Here is a 17,321-nt window from a genome sequence, read left to right on the forward strand (position 1 = left end):
GAAAGTTTCTGGCTACTTGTGGAAAACTTCTTGAGGCGCGAATACCTTTTCTTTTCTGGGTGAAAAAGGGGAAAATGAAGCCATGGCTAGCGAATATGAGCAAGCGTTGGTACAGGCGCAAAATCAGTGGGAAAAACTGGTATCCCAGATTAACCAGGCGCGAGTTCTCTACTATGACCGCGACCGTCCCACGCTTTCCGATGCGGAATATGACCAGTTGTTTCGTCAGCTAGAACAACTGGAGGGGCGCTTTCCGCAGCTAGTGAACCCCGACTCGCCTACTCAAACCGTAGGGGGGAGTGCGCAAAAAACTTTTTCTTCTGTCACCCACCTGGAACGGATGGCTTCCCTCGATGACGTGTTCGATACCGAAGAGGTATCGGCCTGGTATCAGCGAATGGCACAGGCCACCGGGGAAGAGAACCCCCAGGTAAGCGCGGAAGTAAAAATTGATGGTTTAGCGGTTAACCTCACCTATCGGGGCGGAAATCTGGTATTAGGGGCTACTCGTGGAGACGGCAGCGTAGGCGAGGATGTAACCGCTAATATTCTCACCATCGCGAATATCCCCCACAAACTTAGAGGAAAGATAGTACCTGAGCTTTGTGAAATCCGAGGGGAAATCTATTTCCCGCTCGCCGATTTCAACCGGTTAAACGAACAACGAAGCGCCCAATGGGAGGAATACAGTGAAGCTAAGAAAATGGGAGAACTTTCTGTTTGGCGCATGCGGCGGCAGGGAGCCGGACTTCCCAGCAAGGTGGAACCGCCTTTTGTTAATCCCCGCAATGCTGCTGCCGGTTCCCTACGGCAAAAAGATGCCCGGGTAACCGCAGCTCGTCCTCTAGCTTTGATCGCTCATGGCATCGGGAAAGTACAGTGGGAAGAAACCGACTTAGCGGCTGGTTTTACACCGCCAACCACCCAAACGCAGTGGTACCAGCAACTTCAGCAGTGGGGGCTGCCTGTCAGTGAATATACCCGCCCGCTGCGGGGATTGGGAAAAATCCAAGAATTTATTACCCATATCGGTAAAATCCGGCCTGAGATTAGCCATGAAATCGATGGGGTGGTACTAAAGATTGATGACCTGAAAACTCAGGAGGAACTGGGTTTTACTGCCCGCGCACCCCGCTGGGCGGTCGCCTATAAATTCTCGCCCCAAGAAGTTCACACCAAACTACTGGATATCCGGGTAGGGGTGGGGCGTACCGGCAGAATTACCCCTTACGGGGTAATGGAAAAAGTGCTGGTAGACGGGTCAAATGTGGAGCGGGCGACTCTCCATAATCCCTTCGAGGTGCGTCGAAAGGGCGTGAAAATCGGGGACACGGTGGTACTACGCAAAGCGGGGGATGTAATCCCAGAAATCGTCTGTCCGGTAGTAGATTTGCGGGACGGCAGCGAACAGGATTGGGAAATGCCTAAGCACTGTCCTTCCTGTGGAAGCGAGATTCGTCCCGAAAAGGAAGGGGATAAGGATCTGCGCTGCCCTAACCAGCGTCATTGTCCCGCACAAATTAAAGAACGGCTTATTTTCTTAGCATCACGCGGCGCCCTAGATATAGAAGGGCTAGGGGAGCAGTCTGCAGCGGCACTTACAATGCCCGAGGTTGAGCGTGACCGGGTTGCCCTCGCCCTCACTCGAGGCGCGGCAGCTCTGGTAGCGGGAAGGTTTATTTATTGTTCCCAGGCTGACCCGACAGCTAGTACTCCGTCGAAGGAAGCCAAGTCCCTGCTACCGTCACCTGCAGCTCCGGCACTGCCACTAGAGGATCGGGTATTTGATTTAAATGTTGAACAACTCTTAAATGTAAAGACCTGGAATCTTAAACAGGTAACCAAAGCTGATTGGGAGATGCTGAAAATTCAGCTAGCATCCTCCGGAAAGCACGAAAAAGAGTCTGTAGCCCTGAGTCGCCAGTTGCTAGGGAGCGGTGAGATTTGGGCTTATACGGCTTATTTTGGAACCGGAGACCCAAGAGTAGCCACTCTGGGGGCACGGGGGCAACTGCTGCTAGAGGAACTCGAAAAAGCAAAAACCCAGCCGTTGTGGCGGATTCTGGTAGCGCTTTCGATTAGGCATCTCGGTCCGCAGGCATCTCGAGCATTAGCAGCGCGGTTTGGATCCTTACAGGCCATCGCAGCCGCTAGTGAAGATGAACTAACCAGCGTAGCTGATATCGGAGGGGAGATTGCCTCCTCTATAAAAAGCTGGTTCGCCATCGACTGGCACCAAGAAATCGTGGCTGCCTGGGAGAAAGCAGGGGTAGTAATGCGCGAGGAAGGAGCAGATAGCGTCGCGCAAACCTTATCCGGGCTAAACGTAGTGGTTTCAGGAAAGGTAGCAGGCTATACCCGGGAGGAAGCTAAAGAAGCGGTTATGCGGGCAGGGGGAAAATCTGCGTCCTCGGTATCAAAAAAGACCGACCTTTTGGTTTACGGCGAAAAAGCTGGTTCGAAACTGAAGAAAGCTCGGGAACTCGGGGTTTCCTGTTTGCCCGGGCAGTATTTTGCGCAGCTGATTGCACAAGGGCTAGAGAAAACTCTCGTCCAGGCTGAAAAAGCAAGCGGGCAAGAGCAAGCTGCCTCGAGCTTCTCCTCAGCGGAAAACACTGCCCCTCCCGGGAAGAAAGAACTTAAAGACAGCGTCGAAAGTCTTTTCTAGCGTGTATTCGGCGAAGTGTATCGTCTAGGCGCTAGAGTAATTACCATGTTGAGGATCCCCAAGAAAACGATCCCGCCGCTCCTGAGAGGTTTGAAAATCATGGGAGGGGTGTTTGTGGCTTTGCAAGCCATCACGATTTCGGCCATCGTAGCGATTGATCAGTTACGTAAACTGCGGCAAACGGGTAAACCGGGGGGCTATCCCCAGGTAGATAATGCCCCCCTCCGCGTGGATCGTTCCCGCTTAAAAACCTATTTGGATGGGGAAACTCTCTACCGCGATATGCTGGCCGCGATTGAGAGCGCCCAAAAGCGGGTATACTTTGAAACTTTTATTTGGAAATCCGATGAAATCGGACAACAATTCAAAGATGCCCTGATTCGGGCAGCCGAGCGTGGTGCCGAGGTCTATATCATTTGGGATCACTTCGGAAACCTGGTGGTGAGTCCGCGCTTCTTTCGCTTTCCACGCCTAAAAAATCTGCATGTTCTGCGGTATTCACTGAAACACACCGCTCGGGATCACCGAAAAATTCTGGTGGTTGACTCCAAAGTCGGGTTCGTAGGCGGATACAATATTGGCTCCTATTACTTGGAAAACCAGTGGCGAGACACTCACTTGCGGATTAGTGGCCCCAATGTTTGGGAAATAGAGAGTGCATTCCTTGATTTTTGGAACTACGCTCAAAAGTGGCATCTGCGGTTAAAGAAAGTGCGGGATCCGCGAGCTAAATCTTGGAATTCAAAAATCCAAGCCTGCGTTAACGACCCCAAACGATTACTTTTCCCAGTGCGTGGAATGTATGTAAATGCCTTGGATAAGGCGCAAGAGTCTGCCTATATTACTTCCGCGTATTTTGTCCCCGATCGGGTAATTCAGCGTTCCCTGATTGACGCTGCCCGTCGGGGAGTAGATGTCAAAGTACTGGTACCGGCAAAATCAAACCATATTATTGCAGATTGGATTTCCCGATCCTACCTAACCGATCTGTTAGATAACCAAGTGGAACTGTGGCTTTATGACAATGTGATGATTCATGCCAAGACAGCAGTTGTTGATGGGTATTGGTCAACCATCGGAACAGCTAATATTGACAGACTTTCGATGACCGGAAACCACGAAATAAATATGTCAATCACTTCTCGGCCGCTAGCGGCTACTATGGAGAACATTTTCTTTACTGACCTCTTAAATGCTCGCCAAATTAGCCGTCACGAATGGAATCAACGTCCCTTTATTGCGCGAGTGGCGGAGCGACTTTTGCGCCCTTTGGCTTTCTTTGTTTAGCCACTAGGTGCCGCAGGTTTCCCCCCTAATATGACCGGAAGTGCGTGGGGCATTAGACTGGGAATATGTCGACAATTGATAGGGATGAAGTAGCGCGCGTTGCCTCTTTGGCACGTATCGCACTCACTGATGAAGAAATAGACCAGTTCGCGGGAGAGCTGGGACAGATTGCGGCGGCGGTTGCCACTGTGTCCGAGGCTGTAGGGCCTGATACCAAAGCTACCTCCCACCCGATAGAGATGAGCAACGTGCTCCGCCCGGACGAGGTAGGTCAATGTCTTGACCGCGAGGAGCTATTGGCCGGGGCACCTTTGGCTGAGGACGGCCAGTTCCGGGTACCGCAAATCATTGGGGAGGAATAACCGTGGAAGACTTTTTGAAACTTTCGGCTCTGCAACTAGCAGAAAAGCTAAGGGGTGGGGAACTAACCTCTGAGCAGCTAACCCAGGCCTGCCTAGATCGGATCGAACAGCTAAACCCACAGCTAAACGTGTTTGTACATTTAGATGCGGAAGGAGCAATGGAAACTGCCTGCCGCGTGGATAAAGCTCGCCAAAGTGGGGAGGAACTGCATCCCCTGGCGGGGGTGCCAATTGCCTTGAAAGACAATATGGTTACTCATGGCCAAGAAACCACTTGTGCTTCTAAGATTTTGGCTGGTTGGAAGCCTCCCTATGATGCCACGGTAGTTACCAAGATCAAGCAGGCAGGGCTGCCGATTATCGGTAAAACCAATATGGACGAGTTCGCGATGGGCTCTTCTACTGAACATTCTGCTTTCGGTCCTACCCGTAACCCCTGGGATCCCACCCGGATTCCTGGTGGCTCCGGGGGAGGGTCGGCCTCGGCAGTAGCCTCCTTCATGGTTCCCCTAGCTTTAGGATCCGACACTGGCGGCTCAATCCGTCAGCCCGGTGCGGTTACCGGCACTGTGGGAGCCAAGCCCACCTATGGTGCGGTTTCTCGTTACGGTCTGGTAGCTATGGCCTCCTCTCTAGATCAGATTGGTCCGGTGACTCGCACGGTTGCAGACGCCGCAGCGCTACAAGAGCTAATCGGCGGGCATGATCCTTTTGACTCCACCTCTTTAAACGAGCCAGTTCCGCCGCTACTGGAGGCGGTGCAGGAATACCAGGGTAAAACCGATCTTTCTGGACTGCGCCTGGGGGTAGTTAAACAAGCTACTGGCGATGGCTATGAACAGGACGTAACCCGGGTATTTAACGACACGGTTGCGGCTTTGCAAGCGCGGGGAGCTACGGTTATTGAAATCGATATGCCCTCTTTCAAATATGCTCTTGCCGCCTACTATCTGATTATGCCGGCGGAAGTTTCTTCTAACTTGGCGCGTTTTGACGGTATTCGTTTCGGAATCCGGGTGGAGCCGACCTCTGGGCCGGTAACTGCGGAAACCGTAATGGCAGCTACGCGGGAAGCCGGTTTCGGGGCGGAGGTGAAACGTCGGATTATTCTGGGTACTCATGTTTTATCTGCCGGATACTTTGATGCTTACTACGGCAGCGCCCAAAAAGTACGTACTTTGGTACAAGAAGACTATGCGCAAGCATTCTCGCAGGTAGATGCGTTAGTTTTGCCGACTTCGCCCACCGTAGCTTTCAAACTGGGGGAAAAGATTGGTGACCCGCTAACCATGTACAACTGCGATATTGCCACCATCCCTGCAAACTTGGCGGGAGTTCCGGCGATTAGCGTACCGATCGGGCTGGATCATCAAGGTTTACCGATTGGATTCCAGGTAATGGCGCCCCAGCGAGCCGATGCCCGCATGTATCAGGTAGCCCAGGCCGCGGTTGATGCTTGCGGCACCGATGTTCCGGCTGCTTGCCCGGTGAAGTAGAGGAGATGCAATGAGCGACTTAATGAAATATGAAGATGCAGTAGCCAAATTTGATCCGGTATTGGGGCTGGAAGTCCACGTAGAGCTGGGTACTAAAACCAAAATGTTTGATAGCGCCCCAAACTCTTCGCTGGGAGAACCCAACACCCGGGTCACTCCGGTTTCAGTAGGGCTGCCCGGATCCCTGCCAGTAGCTAACGAGCGGGCAGTGGAATACGCTATCAAGATTGGGCTGGCGCTAAACTGCGAGATTGCGCCCTTCTGCCGGTTCGCGCGTAAAAACTATTTCTATCCTGACCTGGCGAAGGCCTACCAGATTTCCCAATTCGATGAGCCTATTGCCCATGACGGGTACGTAGATGTGGAACTTGACGACGGAGAAATCTTCCGGGTCAATATCGAACGCGCCCATATGGAAGAGGACGCCGGCAAGAACACCCATATCGGGGGAGATGACGGTCGTATCCAAGGTGCCGCCTATTCCCTGGTGGACTATAACCGTGCTGGGGTTCCGCTAGTAGAAATCGTTTCTCGCCCTATCGAAGGTGCCGGTGCGAAGACTCCGCAGGTAGCTGCGGCCTATGTGCGTACTCTACGCGATATTTTCCGAGCCCTTGAGGTTTCTGAGGCGCGGATGGAACGTGGAAACGTGCGCGCTGACGTGAACGTGTCTTTGCGGCCCAGTCCCGATGCTCCTTTGGGAACCCGCACTGAAACTAAGAACGTGAACTCGTTTAAGGCCATCGAAAAAACGGTTACCTTTGAGATTCGCCGCCAGGCAAAGATTCTTGCTGAAGGCGGAAAAGTTATCCAGGAAACCCGTCACTGGCACGAAGATACCTCCTCTACCTCTGCCGGGCGGGAAAAATCGGATGCGGAAGATTACCGTTACTTCCCGGAACCGGATCTAGTGCCGGTAGCCCCCGCGAAAGAATGGGTAGAGGAGTTGCGTGCCAATCTGCCGGAGCTGCCGGTAGCCCGGCGCCGCCGCCTACGGGAAGAATACGGTTTTTCCGATATGGAAATGCGGGATGTAGTAAACGCGGATGCATTGGATATCATCGAGGCCACAGTCGCGGCGGGTGCTGCGCCCCAGGCTGCGCGCAAATGGTGGATGGGGGAGATCTCCCGGATTGCCAAAGAAAAGAACCTGGAACTCGAACAGGTGGCGGCTAAGCCTGCCGATGTAGCACAGCTACAAGACCTGGTTGACCAGGGTAAACTCAATGACAAGCTGGCGCGTAAGGTGATTGCCGGGGTGCTGGAAGGTGAAGGCACCCCCGCGGAAGTTATGGAGGCGCGCGGACTGGAAATCGTGCGCGACACGGCTGCCCTGGAGGCAGCAGTCGCCCAGGTGATTGCGGATAACCCGAAAGTAGTGGAGCAAATCAAAGGTGGGAAAGTCAAGGCGATTGGTGCCCTCATGGGGGGAGTTATGCGTGCTACCAAAGGGCAGGCCGATGCCGGCGAAACTCGCGAAATGATCCTCAAGCAAATCAACGGCTAGTTCCCGTACTTCGCTAGATCAGTCGCGGGTGGATTTCGCCTCCCACCCGAAGGGCATAGAGGTACGCGCGCGGGAGAGAGTTTTCCGCCTGCCCAAGAATTCAGAAAGCGTAGCGACGTTTTTTGAATTCTTGGGCTCACCGCGCCTACTCGGATAGATTTTCTCCCTGCGCATCAATCCGCCCCCGCGTATTTAGCTAGATACTTTAGCGCGCTAGTTTTTCTTTGGGGGAGTGGGGTTAGGAACCGAACCTTTTTGGGAACGGGGACGCACTACCGCCTGCAATCCTTCTCCTGAAATTGCCAACCAGTAGAGGTCAAACTGTCCGAAAGTTGCACTACGCAGTTGGGTAGGGTCAGCTACTGGGGTAAGCAGACGCGCAATCACCATATCGGATGCCCCCAGTTTTCTTAACAGGCCGGAAAAAGTTTTAAAACTCGCGGTTTTACCGATGCCAGCAACCGCTATAGAGGAAAAATCAGGTTCACACTCGTAAAAGGGACACTGATCCTGGGGGATGCACTCGTTAAATGCTTCCCTAAGGGTTTTTTGCGCAGCCTCACTATTATGGCTGCGTAGATAGCGCAAGATTGTCCAACCGGCGATAATCCCAATGATGATTCCCAATAAAACCCAAAGTGCCATAGCTATCCCTTGAATGTCTGTAAAGCCTGTTGGTATATCTGCTGATCTTTGGGGCTAAAACAGCAGATAGTTACCGAGTTTATACTAGAGGGGGAGGAGGCAAAGTCTTTTATTTCTCCCAGCGCAATCTGAGCAGCTACTTTGATAGGAAAGCGGTATACCCCGGTTGAGATCGAGGGGAAAGCAATCGATTGACAGTTATTTTCTGCGGCCAAATGTAAACAATTGCGCCAGCATTTTGCGAGGAGATAGGCCTCCTGACTGTCTCCTCCATGCCAAACCGGGCCAGGAGTATGAATCACGTACTTGGCAGGTAAGTTATAAGCACCGGTAATTTTAGCTTCCCCAGTGCGTGCTCCCCCCAGGGTGCGGCATTCTTGAAGTAGACCCGGACCTGCTGCACGGTGAATTGCCCCATCCACCCCTCCTCCTCCCAGTAGGGAAGTGTTAGCCGCATTTACAATCACGTCTACATCCAGGGTAGTGATATCAGCTAAAATTACTTTCAACTGCAGTTTTCCTAGTTGCATTTCGTTGCTTCTCTATCTTTTATTTTTGGTCGAGTGCTATCTCGGGGGTTTCTGCGATTCGTAAAGAGCCATGCGAAACAGCTAGTTTTGCTGGTAATCCTCTTTCTAGTATAGAAGACGCCGGTATACCTTAAAGGGTTAGAAAGTAATGGTTATTCCAAGAAGTCTGACTTAACTGCAATTAGTTGTGGATATTTGGGGGAGCGGCCATCACCGGAGGAGTGTCCCCGAGAGTGCCGTTTGACCCATGGCCAGAGATGATCTTTTACCCAGGTAATATTTTCGGAGGCCGCAAAACGGTCTTTGGCAGTTGCAGCTGGGATTTGGTATTCGGGATCAGTAACCGGTTGCCCTAAAGCCTCTAGAGCCGCATTCATCATAAGCTGATGACCTTCACTGGTTAAATGCAAGCGATCCGGTGCCCAAAGTGCAGTATCACGAAGGGAACGAAGCCCCCATTGATCCATCACATAACAGCCGTGACGCCGGGCAATCGACCAAAGGTTAGCGTTGAAGATAGCTACGGTAGGTCTCGTAAGCCCTAATATTGGGGAATGACGTGGATCGTATTGGGCACACAGTAAGACCTCGATACCGTGGGCGCTAGCCTTCGCTACCATTCGTTCTAGCCGAACAGCCACTTTATCGGCGGAGGAACCGGGGCGAATCATGTCGTTACCGCCGGCAATAATAGATAATAGAGCCGGTTTCATGGCGATGGCGGTATCTAATTGTTCCCGCTCAACCTGTCCAATAAGTTTTCCCCGTACCGCTAAATTAGCGTATTTTAAAGGTTCCTGACCAGCGGCAATTCGGCGTTTAGAAAGTTCCATAGCTAGCCGATCAGCCCACCCGACGTAGAGAGGATTGGCGCTATCTTCCTCCAGAGTGTCGGTCATTCCTTCGGTGAAAGAATCTCCAATCGCCACAAAGCTATCCCAAGGGGGAACTAGCGGGTATGTTGCTTTATCTTTCCTATTAGTTGTCATCACGCCTCCACCCTAAGCGTCAGAAAAAGTATCTGCAACGGTTGAGCCGAGAACTAAAACCTACAGAGTTTGGGAAATAAAAATATCTCACTACCGGGGGGGGGCAGTGAGATATTTTTCAGGTAACGTATCCGAAGCTACCGTTACCAGGAAGTTAAACGCTAGAAAAAGCGGTTACTTCTCCATGGAATTAACCAGCTTTGCCAGCTTCGACTTACGGTTAGCCGCCTGGTTGCGGTGAATAATCTTCTTTTGCGCAGCACGATCCATTTTCTGGCTGGTCAAACGCAATTCAGATTCTGCCAACTGAACATCGCCAGCTGCCACCGCTTCACGGGTACGGCGTACCAACGTCTTGAGCTCGGATTTTACCGAGCGGTTACGCAAACGGCGCTTTTCGTTTGTACGAATACGTTTTTTCTGAGACTTAATATTTGCCAATTTTTCACTCTCTATGAGTACTAATATTCGGTCCAGAGGGCTGAGCCGGATTCGGACTGGCGTGTGGGGCACGCTGGCAAGAAACCGGCAAGACTAAAGCCGACCGGGGCTAAAGCCTGCAAATCAGTCTAACAGGCGCGGCGTGTCTAGCGTTAAAAAAATCGGCCGTGGTAATCAAGTTCACTTCCGGGCTTATCTTCGGGATGCAGCCTTCATCTTGAGCAGCCTTGCGAGCACTCTTTACTCATCCTCTCTAAAGTTCGAGCGTCAGTTAGAAGAGCTGGAGGAAACCGTCCCCTAAAAGTTTGCGCTAGCGGCGTCCCTGGTTGGGACTGCGCCCTCGTAACCGGTCTAATTGGCGACGTTCTTTTTTCGTTGGTCTCCCAGATCCGGCTTCCCGAACTGGTAAGGAGGGAAGGGATAGTTTCGGAAGTCGTTCAGGAGTTAAATCTTCATAGGCCAAACGCGCTAACGGATAGCTAACCCGGCGCTCTAGCAATTGCTTTACCTGTAAAATATGGTCAAATCCCCCAATGCGCACCACTACTTGATCACCTAGCCGCACCGGAGAAGAGGCTTTGCCGCTTTTCCCGTTAATCTTTACGTGGCCAGCTTTACAAGCTTTAGCCGCTGCTGACCGGGTTTTATACTTGCGCACCGCCCACACCCAAATGTCAGCGCGTACAGAGCGGGTGCCCGCGGCGGTAACTTCGCCCTTATCCCGTATTTCCTGTCCCATGTGGTTACTGCCGCTCCTAAAGACTAAGCCCTAAACTTTTCGGTTTCCCCGCGAGTTTCTAGTTTCATTTTAGAGGTTAGCGCTTACAGTCCGCGCTGCGGGCGCAATTAGCGTAATCTAAAGGAAGAGGATTATTGCCCCGTAGGGGTGTTGAGGAAAGGAATAAATTGGTACTGAATCCAATTCCCGCTGCCAAGTTGCCCAATGGGCGGGTTCCTTTGAACATTTTGGAGCTTGCTCCGCTGTCTACCGGGATGACCCGCAAAGAAGCTCTGGATGCTTCGCTGAATCTGGCGAAGAGCGCTGACCGTTTGGGGTACACCCGAATGTGGGTGGCAGAGCATCATGGCTCACAAGTCTTTATGTGTTCGGCTTCCGCGGTTCTTATTACCCGTGCTCTAGAAAACACTACTCGTTTACGGGTAGGGGCTGGCGGAGTGATGCTGCCGAACTGGTCGCCATTGACGGTGGCGGAAACCTACGGAACTCTTTACACGATCTACGATGGTCGGGTTGACCTGGGGTTAGGGCGTGCTCCGGGCACGGATCCGGCTACGGCTAGGGCGTTGCACCGGGGATCCAGTGAGCCTGCCTATTTCGAGGAAGATCTAGAGGAACTTGCCTCCTATCTTTCGGATCAGAAATCGGTGGTTCATTCTGGGGTGGTTTCCGGGGCGGAGGCTTCGATCCTCGGGATTGAAGTTATTGGTGTGGATCGTCCCTATACCCGGGTGCGAGCGATCCCTGGCGAAGGCACTGCGATTCCTATGTGGATGCTTTCTTCCTCCTCAGCTGGGGCAAAAGTAGCGGCTAACCTGGGTATGCCCTATGTGTTCGGCGGGCATTTCGCCCCTTACAATGTCGATGAGGCAATAGAGATTTATCGGCGTGAGTTCAATGCACAAGCCCCAACAGCTATGGTGGATCATCCCGTGGTGATGATGGGGATGAACGTGATGTGCAACGAGGACGAAGCGGAAGCCAAGTACCAGTTCACTACCACTCAACAGGTGCAAGGAAACATCCTATCGGGGCGTCCAGGTACTCTTACCCCTCCCACTGATGATCTCGATGCAACCTTGGGGGAAAAATTAGCGAATCGGGTGCGGGCGTTGCCCTCTATCCACGCAGTTGGTACCCCGGAACAAGTAGTTGAAAAGATGGATTGGGTATCCCGCAAGTACATGGTGGACGAGATTATCACCGTTACGCATGCCTACGATCCCCAGGTGCGCATTCACTCTCTAGAGCTGGTGGCGAAAGAATGGGGACTGCCGATCTTGCCGGAAAAAAGTAAGGAAGAGCCGGTGGAGCCAGTTTCTCAAGTCTCAGAACCAGAAGTGCTAGAAATCTCCGAGGCAGAACCAGAAGACAAACCGGCGCCGCGAACGACTAGTCGGAATCGTGCTGCCGTGTACGGGCCGGTGCATCGCAGCGGACGCAAAAAGCCTGTGCTGAAGGGAAAGACCAGCTCTAAAGATAAAACTGCAGCTAGCGGTGGGGAAGTAGCAAAAGCTCCGGTCAAGAAAAATAATGTTAAGAAAACTACTGTCCGGAAGAGAAGTGCTACCGGGAAACCGGCGGCTAAAAATGTTGCTAAAGTCGGGGAAGATATCGACCAGACGGCTGCCGTGGCTAAGAGCACCGCTCGTACTCGTACGCGTCGGAAACCGAGTGCCCGCAGCTAGCGTTTGGGTTTTTTGAGCAAGTAGGATGGCGCCGATAAGACGCCCAGATTTGATAGAAAGAAAATAGTATTGGCTAATAGCGATCGGGATTTAGGAATCGCCCCCGCTAACACGGATCCCCAGCGGATTCGTAACTTTTGCATCATTGCCCATATCGACCACGGGAAATCTACTCTTGCTGATCGGATGCTGGGGGACACTGGGGTAGTTTCTGAACGGGAAATGCGTGAACAATACCTGGATCGCATGGATATTGAGCGCGAACGGGGTATAACCATTAAATCCCAGGCGGTACGAATGCCCTGGCAGGTAGGGGATACCCATTACGTTCTCAATATGATTGATACCCCCGGTCACGTGGATTTTTCTTATGAAGTTTCCCGCTCTCTAGCCGCCTGCGAGGGTGCGATTTTACTGATTGATTCTTCTCAGGGGATCGAGGCGCAAACCCTCGCCAATCTTTACATGGCAATGGAACATGACCTGGTAATTATTCCGGTGCTTAACAAGATTGATCTTCCAGCGGCGCAGCCTGATCGCTGTGCGGAGGAAATTGCTGGCCTGCTCGGGGGGGCTCCTGAAGATTGTCTGCGGGTTTCGGCAAAGACGGGAGAAGGGGTGCCAGAGCTACTTGATCGGATTGTGGCCGAGGTTCCCGCCCCGAAATCCGATAGTAGTCAGGCGCGCGCCCTGATTTTTGATTCCATCTACGACACTTATCGCGGGGTAGTTACCTATGTGCGGATGATGGATGGCAATCTTAAAAAGGGACAGCGAATCAAAATGATGGCCACTGGCTCCGAACATGAACTTTTAGAGATTGGGGTGATTTCCCCGGAGCCTACCCCGGCTGAGGGACTAGGGCCAGGAGAGGTTGGTTACCTGATTACCGGCGCTAAAGATGTACGTTTGTCTAAAGTGGGTGATACGGTAACCAGCGCCCAAGACCCGGCAAGTGAGATTCTTCCCGGATATCAAGATCCTAAACCCATGGTTTATTCCGGGATTTATCCGGTAGATGGGGATGATTTCCCGGATTTACGTGAGGCTCTGGATCGTTTGCAGCTAAACGATGCCGCGATTACTTTCGAACCCGAAACCTCTGTGGCCTTGGGGTTCGGTTTCCGTTGCGGATTTTTGGGTTTGTTACACCTAGAAATTGTGAAAGAACGCCTCGAACGAGAAGCGGGACTATCGATTATCGCCACTGCGCCCTCAGTAATCTATCAGGTGACTAGGGAGGACGGTACAGAATTAGAGGTCACCAACCCCTCGGAATACCCGGATGGAAAAGTTTTCGATGTGCAAGAACCGGTGGTAGAAGCAACGGTTCTGACCCCAAATGATTACGTAGGGCGAGTAATGGAGCTTTGCCAGGGCAGGCGGGGCATCTTAGGAAAGATGGAATACCTGTCTTCTGACCGGGTAGAGATGCATTACCGATTGCCTTTAGCGGAAATCGTATTCGACTTCTTTGATCAGCTGAAATCGAAAACCCGCGGCTTTGCCTCTTTGGATTATCATGAGGCCGGCACCCAATCCGCTGACCTGGTGAAAGTAGATGTTCTTTTGAATGGTGACGTGGTAGATGCCTTTAGCGCGATAGTACATCGTGACGCCGCCTATGCCTACGGGGATAAGATGACGCGGCGGCTAAAAGAGCTGATTCCGCGCCAGCAGTTCGAGATTCCGGTGCAGGCAGCTGTAGGGTCACGGATTATTGCCCGCCAAACCATCCGCGCGCTACGCAAAGATATGTTGGCGAAGTGTTACGGCGGGGATATCTCCCGTAAACGCAAACTTTTGGAAAAACAAAAGGCCGGAAAGAAAAGGATGAAAGCAGTAGGTGCGGTGGAAATCCCGAACTCAGCTTTCATCGAGGCTATAACCCAAGATACTCCCACGGGAAAGGGATAAATCATGAGTGAAGAAATATCTGATCGCGAAGATGCGACCGCAGACCTGGCGTCGGTGGAGGAGATAGCAAACAGCGACACTGAGTTTGATCTTTCATCCCCCGAAGGCCGTTATCTGGCCAGATCTAAGTCATTTGTTTCGCGGGCGCGGCAACTCAGCGATTCTCTGCAACATACTTGGGACGCACACGCCGGTGAATATGTACTGGAGGTACCAGCCGGAGCGGGATATACGGCGGTGGCTGAGGATGCCAAGCCTTTATCGTTTAAGCGGATTTTTGACCGCAACTCGGTAGTGCGTCTAGAAATCGGGACGGGCAATGGCGATCAGATTGTGTCGGCAGCGGTGTCCCATCCTGATCGCGACTATATCGGGTTTGAAGTTTACCGTCCCGGGGTAGCCCAAACCGTATCTAAGGCAGTTAAAGCGGGGGTTGCTAACCTGCGAATTATTGAGGCTGACGCGGCGCAAGCCTTGCCGATTCTTTTCCCGGAAGGGTCCCTCGATGAGGTATGGACTTTCTTCCCGGATCCCTGGCGGAAAACTAAACACCATAAACGGCGCTTAGTACAGGCAGGTTTTGCTCAAACCGTGGCGCGGGTATTGCGTCCCGGTGGGGTGTGGAGACTGGCTACTGATTGGTCGGACTATGCATTCCAGATGCGAGATGTGATTGAGAGTTCCCCCTATTTCGAGAATCCTTACGCTGGGGTTAATCCCCATGAAGAAGACCCGGATCCGGGGCGGGGCGGTTTTGCACCCCGTTGGGATGGGCGCGTGATGACCAAGTTTGAGCGGCGCGCAATAGATGCGGGACGAGAGGTCTTCGACCTGGTGGCACAGCGGCTTTCGTGAGCGGTACCGCCAAGTTACAGGAACTTTTCTCCACTGCCGGTGTAAGCGGGCGTCCAGAACTGTATAAGGTTACAGGCGAGGACGCGGTTCGTTCGGCTTTGGATCAGCAGGCAACCGGCTTCACGGTCTATATTCATGTGCCCTTCTGCAGGGTGCGTTGCGGGTATTGTGACTTCAACACCTATGTGAATGGTTTTGGAGCCGGTGCGGATCGGGAAAGCTATCATGATTCCGCCTGCAAAGAACTGGCGCTGGCTGCCAAGTTTTTAGGGGAAAATAAGTTAGTTCCGCCCCCGGCATCCTCAGTTTATTTCGGGGGCGGCACTCCTACAATGTTGAGTGTCAAGGCGCTGGGGGTAATCCTGGAGGAGGTAGCGCGCACCTGGGGGATAAAACCGGGCGCAGAAATATCCACCGAGGCTAACCCGGATACGATAACTGACCAGGTGGCTCAAGACTTAGCGGCCAGCGGATTTACCCGGGTGTCCTTGGGAATGCAATCGGCGGTTCCTCAGGTGTTGGCAACTTTGGAGCGCACCCACTGTCCCGAAAATCTACCCCAGGCGGTAGCGGCTCTGCGCCGCGCTGGCATCGCAGTTTCTTTAGATCTGATTTATGGTACTCCGGGGGAGTCCCTAACAGATTGGGAAGCTTCTTTGCGGGCAGCATTGGACTTGGAAGTGGATCATATCAGTGCCTATTCTTTGGTGGTTGAGCCGGGCACTAAAATGCACGCCCTGGTGGAGAGGGGGAAACTACCTCCGGTAGATCCTGATAGTCAGGCAGAAAAATACCAGCTGGCAGACACGTTGTTGAGTGCGGCTGGGTTTGAATGGTACGAGATATCCAATTGGGCTAGGCGGCTAGACGCCGAAAAGCTTCCTAGCCGGAACATCCCGGATGCAACTTTTCTGGCTAATGCATCGCGGCATAACCTCGCCTATTGGCGAGACTGGAATTGGTGGGGGATCGGCCCGGGCGCGCATTCCCATTTTGGCCAGGTGCGCTGGTGGAACCGCAAACATCCCCGCGGCTACGCTGGGAGCGTAGCCGCAGGTGACCTCCCAGTGCAAGACGGGGAAGTGGTAACTGCTGCCAGCCGGGAACTGGAGCGGATTATGTTGGGGCTGCGCACCGCCTCGGGGGTAAAGCATTTGACACCAGAGGAAGGCACCCGGCTATCCCGCCTGGTGGAAATGGGATATTTACAGCCGGAAGCGGCGGATCAAGGGCAGGCGCTACTTACTTTGCGTGGACGTTTAATGGCTGACTATGTTACTGGTGAATTGCTGGGCTGGTAGCTAGCGGGTGCCGGCGGCGGTAACGAAATCGATTAGGGACTCCACCGGCCCTAAAAGACCGGGTTCCAGGTCGCGCCAGTCGCGTACTTGCCGCAAAATATGTTTCCAACCCTGAGCAATATCGGCCTGGGTTGCAGCTGGCAACCCCAGTGCCTGGAGGCAGCCCACTTTAATATCGGTACCGCGCGGCACTTGCGGCCAAGACGCTAGCCCCAATCGCTGCGGTTTTACTGCCTGCCACACATCCACGAACGGATGACCCGCAATCGCGACCGCGTCCTCGCCAAAAGTTTCGATACAACGCCGGGCAATGCGAGATTCTTTAGAGCCGGTTACCAGGTGATCCACCAGGGCGCCGATTCTTTCGCGCGGGGTGGGACCGAACTCTGCTAGCCGCTCCTCGAGATGATCCACCCCATCGAGGATTTCTACCACCACTCCCAGCTCTCGCAGGTCATCGCCCCAAACGTGCTCCACTAGCTCCGCGTCGTGGCGCCCTTCTACCCAAATCCGGGAAGCCCGCGCGACTCGTGCCCGCCGTTTATCGTCCTGTGGAGCGCGGCGAGAACCGGAATTTGTAGCGGCGTGACCGCTCGCCAACTTCGGAGATTTATTGTTTTTGCTTGTAGGCGGAACCCGCAGCTCTACCGGCTGCCCATCAATCCAAAAACCGGTCCCCAGGGGGAAAGCTCGGACTTTGCCGTGGCGATCCTCCAGCTCCACCAGATACATGCCGCCGGCTTTATAACAGCGCAACACGGCGCCTACAAAACCGGTCATCACGTCTTCAACAACCAGACCGCGGGTAGCGGGAACCGGGCGAGAAGCAGGAAGCTTGCGCCAATCATCATTAGCGAGGACGTCTTTTCCATAACGATCAAACACGCCCTAACTAT

Annotated in this window: 15 protein-coding genes; 9 read left to right on the forward strand and 6 right to left on the reverse strand. The window is 53.1% G+C overall.

Going from position 1 to position 17,321, the window contains the following annotated elements:
- Positions 1–82 precede the first annotated feature (82 nt).
- The 5 genes from ligA (at position 83) to gatB (ending at position 7,320) form a co-directional block, all read left to right on the forward strand.
- Complete coding sequence (ligA, locus tag EFB02_RS04045; RefSeq protein WP_122820292.1) at positions 83–2,668, forward strand: NAD-dependent DNA ligase LigA; 2,586 nt, start codon at positions 83–85, stop codon at positions 2,666–2,668.
- Between the two features lie 99 nt (positions 2,669–2,767).
- Complete coding sequence (locus EFB02_RS04050; protein WP_234992725.1) at positions 2,768–3,955, forward strand: phospholipase D-like domain-containing protein; 1,188 nt, start codon at positions 2,768–2,770, stop codon at positions 3,953–3,955.
- Between the two features lie 65 nt (positions 3,956–4,020).
- Positions 4,021–4,317 carry an Asp-tRNA(Asn)/Glu-tRNA(Gln) amidotransferase subunit GatC gene (gatC, locus tag EFB02_RS04055; protein WP_122820294.1) on the forward strand — a complete coding sequence of 99 codons (297 nt, stop codon included), beginning with the start codon at positions 4,021–4,023 and terminating at the stop codon, positions 4,315–4,317.
- 2 nt (positions 4,318–4,319) lie between these two features.
- Entirely contained in the window at positions 4,320–5,813 is a 1,494-nt protein-coding gene (gatA, locus tag EFB02_RS04060; protein WP_122820295.1) for an Asp-tRNA(Asn)/Glu-tRNA(Gln) amidotransferase subunit GatA, read from the forward strand.
- Between the two features lie 10 nt (positions 5,814–5,823).
- Positions 5,824–7,320: an Asp-tRNA(Asn)/Glu-tRNA(Gln) amidotransferase subunit GatB gene (gene gatB, locus EFB02_RS04065; protein ID WP_122820296.1), complete on the forward strand. Its 1,497-nt coding sequence runs from the start codon at positions 5,824–5,826 to the stop codon at positions 7,318–7,320.
- A 213-nt stretch (positions 7,321–7,533) separates the two neighbouring features.
- Here gatB and EFB02_RS04070 read toward each other — a convergent pair whose 3' ends face one another.
- The 5 genes from EFB02_RS04070 to EFB02_RS04090 form a co-directional block, all read right to left on the reverse strand.
- A complete protein-coding gene (locus EFB02_RS04070; protein WP_122820297.1) occupies positions 7,534–7,965 on the reverse strand; it encodes a hypothetical protein in 432 nt (143 codons plus the stop codon).
- Positions 7,966–7,967: 2 nt separating this feature from the next.
- Positions 7,968–8,495 (reverse strand): O-acetyl-ADP-ribose deacetylase, encoded by a 528-nt coding sequence (locus EFB02_RS04075; protein WP_122820298.1) that lies wholly within the window; start codon positions 8,493–8,495, stop codon positions 7,968–7,970.
- A 152-nt stretch (positions 8,496–8,647) separates the two neighbouring features.
- Positions 8,648–9,484 carry an SGNH/GDSL hydrolase family protein gene (locus tag EFB02_RS04080; protein WP_122820299.1) on the reverse strand — a complete coding sequence of 279 codons (837 nt, stop codon included), beginning with the start codon at positions 9,482–9,484 and terminating at the stop codon, positions 8,648–8,650.
- A 174-nt stretch (positions 9,485–9,658) separates the two neighbouring features.
- On the reverse strand, positions 9,659–9,925 hold the full coding sequence (gene rpsT / locus EFB02_RS04085; protein WP_122820300.1) for a 30S ribosomal protein S20: 267 nt from the start codon (positions 9,923–9,925) through the stop codon (positions 9,659–9,661).
- A 310-nt stretch (positions 9,926–10,235) separates the two neighbouring features.
- Positions 10,236–10,664, reverse strand: coding sequence for an RNA-binding S4 domain-containing protein (locus tag EFB02_RS04090; protein ID WP_122820301.1), 429 nt, complete (start codon positions 10,662–10,664; stop codon positions 10,236–10,238).
- A 167-nt stretch (positions 10,665–10,831) separates the two neighbouring features.
- Here EFB02_RS04090 and EFB02_RS04095 point away from each other — a divergent pair, with 167 nt between their 5' ends.
- The 4 genes from EFB02_RS04095 to hemW all read left to right on the forward strand — a co-directional run bounded on the left by EFB02_RS04095 (position 10,832) and on the right by hemW (position 16,425).
- Positions 10,832–12,352, forward strand: coding sequence for an MsnO8 family LLM class oxidoreductase (locus EFB02_RS04095; protein WP_234992726.1), 1,521 nt, complete (start codon positions 10,832–10,834; stop codon positions 12,350–12,352).
- Positions 12,353–12,421: 69 nt separating this feature from the next.
- On the forward strand, positions 12,422–14,269 hold the full coding sequence (gene lepA, locus EFB02_RS04100) for a translation elongation factor 4 (RefSeq protein WP_234992727.1): 1,848 nt from the start codon (positions 12,422–12,424) through the stop codon (positions 14,267–14,269).
- A gap of 3 nt (positions 14,270–14,272) precedes the next feature.
- The gene (gene trmB / locus EFB02_RS04105; protein WP_122820303.1) at positions 14,273–15,124 is read left to right on the forward strand and encodes a tRNA (guanosine(46)-N7)-methyltransferase TrmB; all 852 of its coding nucleotides are present in this window, start codon (positions 14,273–14,275) and stop codon (positions 15,122–15,124) included.
- Positions 15,121–16,425, forward strand: a complete 1,305-nt coding sequence (gene hemW / locus EFB02_RS04110) for a radical SAM family heme chaperone HemW (RefSeq protein ID WP_122820304.1) — start codon at positions 15,121–15,123, stop codon at positions 16,423–16,425. The genes trmB and hemW overlap by 4 nt, the downstream gene beginning before the upstream one ends.
- Here hemW and EFB02_RS04115 read toward each other — a convergent pair whose 3' ends face one another.
- Positions 16,426–17,310, reverse strand: a complete 885-nt coding sequence (locus EFB02_RS04115) for a DUF3097 family protein (protein ID WP_122820305.1) — start codon at positions 17,308–17,310, stop codon at positions 16,426–16,428.
- Positions 17,311–17,321 lie beyond the last annotated feature (11 nt).

It is taken from the genome of Varibaculum vaginae, from assembly GCF_900604285.1.
Classification (GTDB): domain Bacteria; phylum Actinomycetota; class Actinomycetes; order Actinomycetales; family Actinomycetaceae; genus Varibaculum; species Varibaculum vaginae.